This window comes from Streptomyces sp. SID9727, assembly GCF_010550605.1.
Taxonomy (GTDB): domain Bacteria; phylum Actinomycetota; class Actinomycetes; order Streptomycetales; family Streptomycetaceae; genus Streptomyces.
Genome location: NZ_JAAGNI010000172.1, coordinates 1 through 12692, shown reverse-complemented (window position 1 = coordinate 12692; position 12692 = coordinate 1). Strand labels below are relative to the sequence as shown.

The window sequence follows — 12692 nt, the reverse complement described above, 5'->3', positions numbered from 1 at the left end:
CGCCCCCAGGGGAAATAACATCGGACCTCTGTTCCGGTCATCCGATGTATAGCCGCCTTGGAGTGCGCAAGTCCAGAGAGAGGCGGGAATTTTCGACAGACAGCTCGGATGTATCGGGGATACATTGCCCCATCGAGCGGTCCCCCGCACCTCGATGCTCCGGGTTCACCCGGCCGTGCACGGGGGCTGCGGTACGGGAGGCCGCAGGCCGTAAGGTTGTCCCGTACGCAAGGGAACTTCGGAAGGAGGCTGGGGTGATCGAGCTCGAGGGCGTTCCCGAGCTGATCGACCCGGTCATGGTGGCCGCGTTCGAGGGGTGGAACGACGCGGGTGACGCCGCCTCCACAGCGGTCGCGCACCTGGACCGGGAGTGGAAGGGCGAGGTGTTCGCGGCGCTGGACGCCGAGGACTACTACGACTTCCAGGTCAACCGCCCGACGGTGTGGCTGGACAACGGGGTACGCAAGATCACCTGGCCGACGACCCGGCTCTCCGTGGTCCGCGTCGGCGGGGACAAGCCCCGGGACCTGGTCCTCGTCCGGGGCATCGAACCGTCCATGCGCTGGCGCTCGTTCTGCAACGAGCTCCTGGGGTTCGCGCACGAACTGGGCGTCGAGATGGTGGTGGTGCTGGGCGCGCTGCTCGGCGACACCCCGCACACCCGACCGGTCCCGGTCAGCGGGGTGACGTCCGACCCGGACCTGGCCCGCACCATGGACCTGGAGGAGACCAGGTACGAGGGCCCGACCGGCATCGTCGGCATCCTCCAGGAGGCGTGCACGCACGCCGGGGTGCCCGCGGTGAGCCTGTGGGCGGCGGTGCCGCACTACGTGTCGCAGCCGCCCAACCCCAAGGCGACGCTGGCCCTGCTGAACCGCCTGGAGGACCTGATCGGACTGCGCATCCCGCTCGGCGAGCTGCCGGAGGACGCGCGCGCCTGGCAGGTCGGCGTCGACCAGCTGGCCGCCGAGGACAGCGAGGTGGCCGAGTACGTGCAGACACTGGAGGAGGCCCGGGACACCGCAGAGCTGCCCGAGGCGAGCGGCGAGGCGATCGCCCGCGAGTTCGAACGCTATCTGCGGCGCCGCGACCCGGGCCCGGGCCAGCCGCCCGGCGGGCACGCCACGGAGAGCGGTGACGCGACGTACCTCCGGGACACGTCGAGCGGCCGGACGAGACCGCCCAAGCCGATCCGGCCGGAGGCCGGTCCGGGACAGCCGGGGCCCGCAAGGCCGCCGGCCGACGGGCCCGGCGACCGCGCGGACGACGACCGTACGGACGACAGCGGCCCGGCCGGCCACCGTCCGGACGGCGACGCGCCGGACGACGGCCCTCCGTCGCAGGACTGAGCCCGGCAGGGAGCCGGGCGGGTGCGAACCCGCCCGGCTCCTCCGCTGTGTGACGGCCATTCAGGAACAGCTGAAGCGCGCCGCGCCCCAGTCGCCGTGGTCGCCGGTCTTGGACCCGTTCGTGTCCGTGACCCTCAGGTGGACATGCCGCGCCCCGTCGAGCCCCACATCGACGGGTACGGTCTCCGACGCCCCGGTCACCTTCGGCGAGGTCCACAGCACCTTGCCGTCCGCCTCCACGGAGAAGGCGACCTCGCCGTACCCGTTGATCTCGTCGTCGATTCCGGCGTCCGCCGTGAACCGGGAGCACTGTCCGCCGAGGTAGACCTCGATGTCGGAGTCGGCGTGGGTGCCGATCCCCTTCTCGTACGTCTTCCCGGCCAGCGTCAGCGCGTGTCCGTCGGTGGCGCCCGACTCGCCGTTGCTGCGGTCGCGTTCGGCGGGGCCGTAGCCGTTGGCCGCCTTCAGCCACACCATGTCGCTCGCCCAGGTCTCACCGCTGGGCGGCGCCGGCATGACGGTGACCGCGAGGCGTTCCGCGGCGGTCCGGGACTCACCCGCGGACCGGTAGCGCGCCAGGGCGGTCAGCCGCGCCTCGCCCGCCTGCGCGTCCTTCGCCGGGGTGACCCGTACCTCGACGCGGCGGGTGGTGCCCGCCGGTATCCGCTCGACGGACGCGGCGGGGGCGGCCTGCCAGCCCTCGGGGACGTCGAGGGTGAGCGTCGCGTCCGTGACGTCCGCCCGGCCGGCGGTGATGTCGACGGCGACAGTGCCCGGGGCGCCCGCGCCGGTCTCCTGGCCGCGCGGGGCGGTGACGGTGGCCGTGGCGGCGGCGTTCCGGCCGCCGACGGCGCTGGTGTGCTTGAGCTTCACGGAGAACTTCCGGTCCGTGGGCAGCGGCGCGGTCTTGATCCTCACCACACCGCCCCGGTCGTCCCGGTCGTAGAACCAGCCCTGCTCCGCCTTCGCGTACGCGGCGGCCGAGGTGAGCCGGGGCAGCTCGCCCGTCAGCTGGACCGCGCTCGGCTCGGAACCGGTGTGCACGGTGAACTCGTACGGGCGGCTGCTCTGCTTGCCCCTGAACTCCCCCTTGCTCGCGCCGATGTCCACGGTCACGTCGCCCGAGCCCCGGGCGGGTGCGCGGACGTCGGCGGTCTGGGTGGCGTACGCGCCGTCGCGGTGCTCGCGGGTCACGCCGTCGTCCTCGTACAGCGTGAACGAGGAGCGGCCCTGCGGGTAGACGTCCCAGGCGAGCGGGGAGTCGGCGGTGCGGTCGGTGTACGAGCGGATGCCCGGCCACATCGGCACGCTCGCCCCGGCCTTCACGAACAGCGGCAGAGTGTCCAGCGGGGCGCTGTAGTCGTCGAGGGTGGCGGGGCCCTCGTAGGTGCGCCCGGTCCAGTAGTCGGTCCAGGTGCCCTCCGGCAGGTAGATGCCGTCGCGCTCGGTGCTGTCCTCGTAGACCGGGGCGACGAGGAAGTCCTCGCCCGACATGAACTCGTACTTCGCGGCGTCGGTCGCGGCCTTCGGGTCGTCCGGGAACTCCAGGGCCAGCGGGCGGACCATCCCGACGCCGGTCTTCGTCGCCTCGTGGGCGTAGGAGTACTGGTAGGGCAGCAGCGACTCCTTGAGCTTGAGGTAGTCGCGGTTGACGGAGGTGTACGGCTCGCCGTAGCGGAAGGGCTGCTTGTCGCTGGCCGCCCAGCCGTCCATGGTCATCGTGGTCCCCAGGAACATCTTCCACTGGAGGTCGCGGGTGTACGTCTTGGCGCTGCCGCCGAAGATGCCGTCGACGTCGCCCGTGGTGTAGGCGAGGCCGGACATCGTGGCGCCCGCGTAGGTCGGGATCTGCCAGCGGATGTAGTCCCAGGTGCCGTACTGGTCGCCGGACCACTGGACCCCGCAGCGCTGCGCGCCGGCCCAGCTCTCGGGGGCGTAGGTGAAGCCGCGCGCGTCGCTGTTGGCCTCGATGCCCGCGTAGGCGTCCTTGCAGCCGTCGAGGGCGAACTTGTAGCCCGCGCCGACCCAGGCGACGTCCAGTTTGGCGACGCGCTGTCCGGCCTTCACCTGGTCGCCCAGCTTGTCGATGCCGTCCTCGGTCCAGAGGCCGGCCTGCATGCCCCGGTCCTGGAGGCCCTTGGCGGTCTCGGCGAGGTTCTCGTAGCCGCAGCCGTAGCCGTCGTTGACGAGCATCCAGCCGTTGGGCATGTCGTTGTCGAGGTAGCCGTCGGCGACCTTCAGCGCGTCCAGGGTGTGCCGTTCGCCCCGGTTGGCGTTGTGCAGGTAGCAGTCGGCGTCGCCGATCTCCATGCCGTAGACGGGCGGCAGGAAGGGCTTGCCGGTGAGCTTCGTGTACTGGCCGATGACGTCCTTGGCGCTGTCACCGGCGAAGTAGTACGCGTCGAAACGCCGCTCCTTCTCGCTGGTGGTCACCGGGTCGCCGAAGGCGTAGGTGCCGGGCGCGAAGGTGTTGCGGAAGACGCCGTAACCGGCCGAGGAGAGGTAGAACGGCACCGAGTTGGGGTGGCCGCCGTCGTCCCAGTCGTAGTCGACGCCCACCTCGACGGTCTTGCCCCGGTGCGAGGTGTTGCCCCGCCCGTTCTGCATGCCGGCGCCGTAGAACTGCTCGTCGGCGCCTCGGGCGAGGGTCTGGGTGGTCTGTTCGGCGTCCCAGCTCAGCCCCTTCGTCTCGGACCACACCCGGCTGCCGTCGGCCCGGTACAGGGCGAACCGCAAAGGCGACTTGTAGACACGGAGGGTGACGCTCCGGGTGGACAGCTCGTAGCGGTCGCCGCGCTCCTTCCAGCGGGTGCGGGGCGGGGTGCCCTGCGGGAGCACGATGGCGTCGCCGGCCGGGTCCTCGAAGGTGCCGTCGGGGGCGAGTTCGATACGGAAGGTCTCCTCCGAGACGAAACCGACCCGGACCTTCGCCGCCCCCGCCGTCAGGCGGTACACGGCCCCGTCGGCCGCGAAGCCGGTGAGATCACCGACCGTCGTGGAGGCGGGCTCCGCCGTGTCGGCGGCCCGGGCCGCCCCCGGTCCGGTGAGTACGGCGAGGAGTCCCAGCATCGCTGCAACTACCGCCGATCTGATGCGCGCTGATGATTGCATAGAGCGCTTTTAGCGCAGCACCAAGCATTTGACCATGGACAAAACGGAACCGGCCCCGAACTTCGTGAAGAAGTCCGGGGCCGGTGAAGTCGGCTGCTGCGACGGAGAGTTGCGAAGAAACCTACAGGGCCACACCGAGGAGGGCGTCCACGGTACGGGAGACGAGACCGGGCGCCCCCTCGTCCGTACCGCCCTCGGCGGTCTGCCGCTCGGCCCAGCGGTCGACGGCGGCCAGCGCCGCCGGGGCGTCCAGGTCGTCGGCGAGGGCCGCGCGGACCTCCTCGACCAGGGCGTCGGCGGACAGCCCGTCGGGCCGGGAGACGGCGGCGCGCCAGCGGTCGAGCCGGGCCACGGCGTCGGCGAGCACCTGGTCCGTCCACTCCCAGTCGGAGCGGTAGTGGTGGGCGAGCAGCGCCAGGCGGATGGCGGCCGGGTCCACGCCGTCGCGGCGCAGCGCGGAGACGAAGACGAGGTTGCCCTTGGACTTGGACATCTTCTCGCCGTCCAGGGCGACCATCCCGGCGTGCACGTACGCCTGGGCGAAGGGGTGCTCGCCGGTCAGCACCTGGGCGTGCGAGGCGCCCATCTCGTGGTGCGGGAAGGCGAGGTCGGAGCCGCCGCCCTGGACGTCGAAGCCCATGCCGAGGTGGTCGAGGGCGATGGCCACGCACTCGATGTGCCAGCCGGGCCGGCCGGCGCCGAGCGAGCCGCCGTCCCAGCTCGGCTCGCCCTCGCGGGCGGCCATCCAGAGCATGGGGTCGAGCGGGTTCTTCTTGCCGGGGCGCTCCGGGTCGCCGCCGCGTTCGGCGGAGAGCAGGCGCATCGCCTCGGCGTCGAGGTTCGAGACCCCGCCGAAGTGCGGGTCGGTGTCGACGGAGAAGTAGATGTCGCCGTCGAGCTCGTAGGCGGCGCCCGCGTCGCGGAGCCGTTCCACGAGCGGCACGATGCCGGGTATCGCCTCGACGGCTCCGATGTAGTGGCGCGGCGGGAGCATCCGGAGCGCGGTCATGTCCTCCCGGAACAGGGCCGTCTCGCGCTCCGCGAGCTCGGTCCAGTCCTGTCCGTCGCGTACGGCCCGCTCCAGCAGCGGGTCGTCCACGTCCGTCACGTTCTGGACGTAGTGAACCTGCCGCTTGGTGTCGAGCCACACGCGCTGCACGAGGTCGAACGCGTTGTAGGTCGCCGCATGACCCATGTGGGTCGCGTCGTACGGCGTGATGCCGCAGACGTAGATGCGGGCGACGGGACCGGGGTCAAGGGTGATCCGTCCGCCGGTCGCGGTGTCGTGGATCCGAAGGTCGCGGCCCTTGCCGGGCAGGGCGGGGACCTCAGAAGCGGGCCAGGCATGCATGCCACGAGCGTAACCGGATGCGGCTTCCGGATACGAACCGGAGGGGTGATCCTGACCGAAGAGGCACCCTTGCGCCGCCGCGTCCGGCGTGCATCGGGGCGGGCCGGGTGTCAGACGGGCGGCCAGGGGATGGCGGGCCACTCGCCGCTGGGCTCCCGGTGCAGCCCGGTCGTGCGCAGGCCGGCCACGCGGGCCCGCAGGGCCTCGATCTCGGCCGGCGTGATGAGTTCGGCCAGCCGGGTGACCAGCGGGGCCCCCGGCTCCAGCTCCGCGGCCAGCCGGTCCAGGACCTCGGCGGCTTCCGGGGTCAGGGGTTCGCCCGCCCAGCCCCAGAGCAGGGTGCGCAGCTTGTCGTCGGCGTTGAAGGTCACCCCGTGGTCGATGCCGTAGAGCCGGCCGCCGGGCGCGGGCAGCAGGTGGCCGCCCTTGCGGTCGCCGTTGTTGATGACGGCGTCCAGGACGGCGAGCCGCCGCAGCCGGGGGTCGTCCGCGTGCACGAGCAGCGCGGTCCTCCCCTCCCCCACCTCGGCGAACGCGACGGCCTTCCAGCCCTCGCCGGGCTCCTCGTCCTCGACGAGCGCGAGCAGCCCCGGCTCGTCCTCGCCCGGTTCCTCGGCCTCGATCCACAGCTGGCACATGCCCCGGCCGTACGGCCCGTCCCGCAGCACGGTCGGCGGGACCAGGCCCCAGCCCATGGCCTCGGAGACCTCGTAGGCGGCCACCTCGCGCTGGGCGAGGGTGCCGTCGGGGAAGTCCCAGAGCGGCTGCTCGCCGGCCACGGGCTTGTACACGCAGTACGCCTCCTCGCCCCCGTGGGCGACGGAGCAGTACAGCACCGCGTTGGACGCGCCGCGGACCTGCCCGAGGACGGTGAGGGTGCCCTCGGTCAGCAGGGCGACCTGCTCCGCGTCGGTCAGGCGCCCCGGCGGTATCCGTTCTGGCGCGGGCATACGTGTCCTTCCGGGTCGAGCGGCAGGCTGCACAGCGGGCAGGGCGGGCGGCCGGCGTTCACCACGTCCAGGGCGCGCTTGGCGAAGGCGCGGGCCTGGGCGCCGGTGAGCCGGACGCGGAGCATCGGCGGGCCGTTCTCCTCGTCCTGGAGCAGCCGCTCCTCGGCCTCGGCCAGGTCCTCGACGGATTCGGCGTCCAGCTCGACCAGGGCCTGCGCCTCGACGATCATGCGCTGCTCCTCGCCGTCCCAGGCGAGCGCCATGGTGCCGACGCGGAACTCCTCCTCGACGGGGACGTCGAGCGGCGCGGTGTCCGTGACGTCCATCGGGGCGACGGCGGGCACCGGGGAGTTCCCGCTGGTGCGGCGTACGACCTCGTCGAGCAGTTCGTCCACGCGCTCGGCGAGTGCGGCGACCTGGGTCTTCTCCAGGGCCACGCTGGTGACACGTCCGCCTGAGGATGCCTGGAGGAAGAACGTACGGCGTCCAGGCAGCCCGACCGTGCCGGCCACGAAACGGTCCGGGGGGTCGTAGAGGAACACCTGACGGGACACGTCCTGTCTCCCTTGAGAGTCGACGGGCAGATGAGGGTGGGCCGGAGCCTCGGAAAGCGTTCTACGGCGCGTCCACCCTACTGCGCGCGGCGATCACGGCGCCCCAGCGCCGCCCCCTACCGTCGCGTCCTGCCCGGCGGCGGCGTCCGGAACCGGTTCGCCGGGCGCGAGTCCGGCGAGGTCGCCCGTGTCGCCGAGGCGCAGCAGATAGGGGCGGAGCCTCGTGTAGCGGATCGCGGTGACCGAGCACGGGTCGGCGTGGAGGCGCTGGAACAGGTCCAGGTGCATGCCGAGCGCGTCGGCGACCAGGGACTTGATGATGTCGCCGTGCGAGCACATGACGTAGACGGCGTTCTCGCCGTGCTCCGCCTCGATCCGCGCGTTCCACTCCCGTACGGCGTCGACGGCGCGGGCCTGCATCGCGCGCATCGACTCGCCGCCGGGGAACGCGGCGGCGGAGGGGTGCTGCTGGACCACGGTCATCAGCGGTTCGTCGGTGAGTTCGGCGAGCTTGCGGCCCGACCAGTCGCCGTAGTCGCACTCGCTGATCCGGTCCTCCACGTGCAGCGGCAGGTCCGGGCGGGCGGCCAGCAGGGGTTCCAGGGTCTCCCGGCAGCGTTGCAGGGGGCTGCTGACGGCGGCGGCGAGCGGCAGTGCGGCCAGTCGTCCGGGGAGCGCGGCGGCCTGTGCGGCGCCGCGCTCGTCGAGGGCGACGCCGGGGGTCCGGCCCGCGAGCACCGCCGCCGTGTTGGCGGTCGAGCGTCCGTGGCGTACGAGGATCAGGGTGGGCATGGCGTCCAGCGTACGGGCGCGGCCCGGTCTCCCGGCGGGGCCAATGGTGCATACCGGGCCCGAAGCAGGGAAGAATGCGCGCCGTGATTGTCGACTGCGCCATCTACCGCGACGGACGCCGGACCGAGGGCCCCGCCGACTTCTCCGACGCGCTCGCCCAGGCGCGGGAGTCCGGCGACGCGTTCCTCTGGATCGGCCTGCACGAACCGACGGAGAAGGAGTTCGACCTCGTCAGCAACGAGTTCGGCCTGCATCCGCTGGCCGTGGAGGACGCCCTCTCCGCCCACCAGCGGCCGAAGCTGGAGGTGTACGACGACTCGCTGTTCGCGGTGATCAAGCCGGTCCTGTACGACCACGACAGCGACACGGTCACCACGCACGAGCTGATGGTGTTCATGGGCGACTCGTTCGTCGTGACCGTGCGGCACGGCGAGGGCGCGCCGCTCGCGGCCGTACGCCGTCGCCTGGAGGCCGACCGGGAAGTGCTGAAGCACGGGCCGACGGCGGTCCTGTACGCGGTGAGCGACGCGATCGTGGACCACTACATAGACGTGGCGGGCGAGCTCCAGGTCGACCTGGAGGAGCTGGAGACGCAGGTCTTCGCACCGAGCGGTACGGACGACTCCAAGAACACCGCGGCCCGCATCTACACCTTCAAGCGCCAGGTGCTGGAGTTCCGCCGGGCGACGGTCCCGCTGTCCGCGCCGATGGCCCGGCTGGCGAGCGCCGGGGTGCCGTTCGTCCAGAAGCACGCGCAGCCGTTCTTCCGGGACGTACAGGACCACCTGACCCGGGCGAACGAGCAGGTGGAGGGGCTCGACCGGCTGCTGTCCGACATCCTGTCCGCGCATCTCGCGCAGATGGGGGTGCGGCAGAACGACGACATGCGCAAGATCTCGGCCTGGGCGGCGATGGCCGCGGTGCCGACGATGGTCGCGGGGATCTACGGCATGAACTTCGAGCACATGCCGGAGCTGCGGTGGGTCGGCTCCTACCCGTTGGTGCTGCTGCTGATGGCGGGCGCGGTCGTGGGCCTGTACCGCCAGTTCAAGCGGCGCGGCTGGCTGTAGCGCGCCCCCGGGTCTCAGGCGTACTCGGCCGCGGGCGTCGCGGGTCCGCCGAGGGCGTCGCGCCGGGCGGGCGGTGCCAGGCTGACCATGCGCCGCCAGCCGCCGAGGCGTTCGTACGCGTACATGGCGTGGATGCCCGCGGCGAGCACCCCGGCCTTCGCCCGGGACCAGCCGAGCACCCGGCCCATGTGATCCATGACGGCGAGGCTGACGTCGCGGTAGATCCGGATCTCGGCGAGCGCGCACTCGCGCAGGATGCGCTGGATCGTGCGGCCGTGCCCGGTCCGCGCGAAGCGCAGCAGCTCCTCGTGGCAGTACGCGAGGTGGTTGTCCTCGTCGGCGGAGATCATCCGGACCGCCCGGCCGAGCTCGGGGTGGTCCGCGAAATGCCTGTTCAGCAGCCGCATCTGCTCGGACGCGCGCTGCTCGGTGACCCGGCTGTGGGCCAGATACGTGATGATGTCGCGCTCGGTCAGGGGCTCGTCGCGGCGCAGCTGCTCGTGCGCGAGTCCGATGCCGTGGCGCTCCAGGAGCATCGTGTAGTCGGTGTCCGGGGGGACGGGCGCGGGATGCAGGCCGCGCTTCTTGAGCAGGGCGTTGAAGATCCTGCCGTGCTTGTCCTCGTCGGCGCCGTGCCGGGCGATCTTGGGGGCCAGCGGGCGCTGGCTCGCGGGGACGAGGGCCGCGATGCGGCCGTTCTCCCAGCCGCCCTGCGACTCCCCGCTGGCCGCGATGGAGCAGAACAGCCGGAACGAGTCGTCGTTGTCGAGGATCTCCTGGAACAGGTTCTTTGCCGAGAGCATCACTGCCACCTCCGTGCGGCGTCGCCGAGCGCCAGTCAACGGCGCCGGGCGGGGGCGGGCAACAGGAGCGGGCGGCGGCTGGGCCGGACGGGTGACGCCGGGGCGGGCGAACCGTTTCCGCATGGACCCGTAACCCCGCCGCACCGGGCGCGTTGTTCCCCGTGACGGCCGTGGCGGGGAGGACCCCCCGAGCCCCCACCACGGCCGCAGAGCTTCTGCGGGACAGCCCTTAGGCGAGCCCGGCCCGTTCCAGGGCGTCCGTGCCGGCCCGGAGGGCGGTGATCCGCTCGTCGAGCGTGAAGCCGGCCGGCGCGAGGGTCAGCGTCGTGACCCCCACCTCCGCGTACGCCTGCATGCGCTCGGCGATGCGGTCCACGGAGCCGAGCAGCGTGGTCTGGTCGATCAGCTGGTGCGGTACGGCGGCCGCCGCGCCGCTCTTGTCGCCGGAGAGGTACTTCTCCTGGATCTCGGCGGCCTCCTTCTCGTACCCCATGCGCTGGGCGAGCCGGTTGTAGAAGTTCTGCTTCGCGCTGCCCATGCCGCCGACGTACAGCGCGGTGTACGGGCGGAACATGTCCGCGAGGCCGGGGATGTCGTCGCCGACGGCGAGCGGCACGGTCGGGCAGACGTCGAAGCCCTCCATCGTCTTCCCGGCCTTCTCCCGGCCGGCCCGCAGATGGCTGACCGCGGTCTCCTCCAGGTGCTCGGCCGACGGGAAGATCAGCAGGGCGCCGTCGGCGATCTCGCCGGTCTGCTCCAGGTTCTTCGGGCCGATCGCGGCGATGTAGAGCGGAATGTGCTCGCGCTGCGGGTGCACGGTCAGCTTGAGCGGCTTGCCGGGGCCGTCCGGCAGCGGGAGCGTCCAGTGCTCCCCCTCGTACGAAAGCCGCTCGCGGGTCATCGCCTTGCGGACGATGTCGACGTACTCACGGGTGCGGGCCAGCGGCTTGTCGAACTTGACGCCGTACCAGCCCTCGGAGACCTGCGGGCCCGACACGCCGAGGCCGAGACGGAACCGGCCGCCGGACAGCGAGTCGAGGGTCGCCGCCGTCATGGCCGCCATCGCGGGCTGGCGCGCGGGGATCTGGAGGATGGCCGAGCCGACGTCGATGGACTCCGTCTGGGCGGCCACCCAGGCCAGCACGGTCGGCGCGTCGGAGCCGTACGCCTCGGCCGCCCAGCAGACGTCGTAGCCGAGCCGGTCGGCCTCCTGCGCGACGGCGAGGTTGTCGCCGTCCATCCCCGCGCCCCAGTAGCCGAGATTGATGCCGAGCCGCATAGCCGAACCCCTTACCGATCAGTAACGTCCCTGAGTTCCGGACTCTAGCGCGCGGGAGGCCGGTCCGGCAGGGGGCGGCCCCACGCGCCGGTCGTCCACAGCCCTGCGTCGCGTGCGCCCGTGACCAGTAATCTCAGCGCCCATGGAGCAGAGGCATCTGGGCCGCACCGGCCTTCGTGTGTCCAGGATCGGGCTCGGCACCCTCACCTGGGGCCGGGACACCGACGAGCACGACGCTGCCGAGCAGCTGAAGGTGTTCTGGGAGGCGGGCGGCACGCTGGTCGACACGGCCGACGTGTACGGCGGCGGCGAGGCCGAGTACCTGCTCGGGCGGCTCGTGGACGGCCTGGTGCCCAGGCGCGACCTGGTCATCGCGACCAAGGCGGGCAGCGTCGCCGACCCGTACCGCAGGGTCGACGCCTCGCGCGGGCACCTGCTGGCGGCCCTCGACGCCTCGCTGAGCCGGCTCGGCACGGACTACGTGGACCTGTGGCAGCTCCACGCGTTCGACCCGGAGACCCCGCTGGAGGAGACGCTCCAGGCACTGGACCTCGCGGTGACCTCCGGGCGCGCCCGGTACGCCGGGGTGTCCGGCTTCTGCGGCTGGCAGCTCGCGAAGGCCGCGACCTGGCAGCTCGCCGCGCCCGGGGCACGGACCCGGCTCGCCGCGACGCAGATGGAGTACTCGCTGCTCCAGCGCGGCGTGGAGCGCGAGGTGCTGCCCGCCGCGCTCGACCTCGGCGTCGGCCTGCTGCCCTCGTCGCCCCTGGGCCGGGGCGTGCTGACCGGCAAGTACCGCACGGGGACACCGGCCGGCTCGCGCGGCGCGTCCGAGCTGCTGGCCCCCTTCGTGGAGCCGTACCTGGACGATGCGGCGAGCCGCGTCGTGGACGCGGTGTCGACCGCCGCCGACGGGCTGGCCACCACGCCCGTACAGGTCGCGCTGGCCTGGGTCCGGGACCGGCCCGGGGTGGCGGCCCCGATCGTCGGCGCGCGCAACGCGCAGCAGCTGACGGAGGCGTTGTCAGTGGAGGCGCTTAGTCTTCCTGACGAGATCTGCCAGGCGCTGGACGATGTGTCGGCGCCCGTGCACCGCTATCCCGACCAGGACTGGAGCACGCTGTGACCGCGCTACCCCGGGGGGAGTCCCCCGGCGCCGACACCGCCGCCGACCCGGCCGCCGCCGACGCGACGGACCCGGGCGGCACCCCCGCCGCCGAGGACGCCCCGGCGGGCACCGGCGACGAGGTCGGCGCCGAAGGTGCCCCCGCGGTGTCCGAGGCCGAGGCCGAGATCGCCGCTCAGCGGGAGCTGCGGGAGCGGATCGAGAAGCGGAAGGCCGAGAAGGACGGGCCCATCGAGGCCGGGGGGAAGCTGAGCGGGACCGCGGCCGATCTGCTGGCGGCCGTCCGCGCCGTGGAGAGCGGGCAGAA

General features: G+C 72.5%; 10 protein-coding genes and 1 pseudogene. 4 read left to right on the top strand and 7 right to left on the bottom strand.

The genetic code is table 11. The annotated features are described in order from the left end of the window. Positions 1–254: 254 nt before the first annotated feature. On the top strand, positions 255–1349 hold the full coding sequence (locus tag G3I41_RS11510) for a PAC2 family protein (RefSeq protein WP_164400107.1): 1095 nt from the start codon (positions 255–257) through the stop codon (positions 1347–1349). Positions 1350–1409: 60 nt separating this feature from the next. Here the strand turns inward: G3I41_RS11510 and G3I41_RS11505 are convergent, their stop codons facing one another. The 5 genes from G3I41_RS11505 to G3I41_RS11485 form a co-directional block, all read right to left on the bottom strand. Further along, positions 1410–4460 (bottom strand): NPCBM/NEW2 domain-containing protein, encoded by a 3051-nt coding sequence (locus G3I41_RS11505; RefSeq protein WP_164400106.1) that lies wholly within the window; start codon positions 4458–4460, stop codon positions 1410–1412. 121 nt (positions 4461–4581) lie between these two features. Further along, positions 4582–5811, bottom strand: coding sequence for a cysteine--1-D-myo-inosityl 2-amino-2-deoxy-alpha-D-glucopyranoside ligase (mshC, locus tag G3I41_RS11500; protein ID WP_164400105.1), 1230 nt, complete (start codon positions 5809–5811; stop codon positions 4582–4584). A gap of 110 nt (positions 5812–5921) precedes the next feature. Beyond that, positions 5922–6761, bottom strand: coding sequence for an SCO1664 family protein (locus tag G3I41_RS11495; RefSeq protein ID WP_164400104.1), 840 nt, complete (start codon positions 6759–6761; stop codon positions 5922–5924). After that, positions 6725–7315 (bottom strand): DUF3090 domain-containing protein, encoded by a 591-nt coding sequence (locus G3I41_RS11490; RefSeq protein WP_164400103.1) that lies wholly within the window; start codon positions 7313–7315, stop codon positions 6725–6727. The genes G3I41_RS11495 and G3I41_RS11490 overlap by 37 nt, the downstream gene beginning before the upstream one ends. 93 nt (positions 7316–7408) lie before the next feature. After that, positions 7409–8107 (bottom strand): histidine phosphatase family protein, encoded by a 699-nt coding sequence (locus G3I41_RS11485; protein ID WP_164400102.1) that lies wholly within the window; start codon positions 8105–8107, stop codon positions 7409–7411. Between the two features lie 74 nt (positions 8108–8181). On the opposite strand from G3I41_RS11485, the gene corA reads away from it, so the two are divergent. Beyond that, positions 8182–9177, top strand: coding sequence for a magnesium/cobalt transporter CorA (gene corA / locus G3I41_RS11480; protein WP_164400101.1), 996 nt, complete (start codon positions 8182–8184; stop codon positions 9175–9177). A gap of 14 nt (positions 9178–9191) precedes the next feature. Here corA and G3I41_RS11475 read toward each other — a convergent pair whose 3' ends face one another. Next, the gene (locus G3I41_RS11475; protein WP_164400100.1) at positions 9192–9980 is read right to left on the bottom strand and encodes a ferritin-like domain-containing protein; all 789 of its coding nucleotides are present in this window, start codon (positions 9978–9980) and stop codon (positions 9192–9194) included. Positions 9981–10209: 229 nt separating this feature from the next. After that, positions 10210–11259, bottom strand: coding sequence for an LLM class F420-dependent oxidoreductase (locus tag G3I41_RS11470; protein ID WP_164400099.1), 1050 nt, complete (start codon positions 11257–11259; stop codon positions 10210–10212). 142 nt (positions 11260–11401) lie between these two features. Here G3I41_RS11470 and G3I41_RS11465 point away from each other — a divergent pair, with 142 nt between their 5' ends. Continuing rightward, complete coding sequence (locus tag G3I41_RS11465) at positions 11402–12385, top strand: aldo/keto reductase (RefSeq protein ID WP_164400098.1); 984 nt, start codon at positions 11402–11404, stop codon at positions 12383–12385. Beyond that, positions 12382–12692: pseudogene (locus tag G3I41_RS11460) on the top strand (DNA helicase RecD); the annotation flags it as partial. The gene G3I41_RS11465 and the pseudogene G3I41_RS11460, both read left to right, overlap by 4 nt.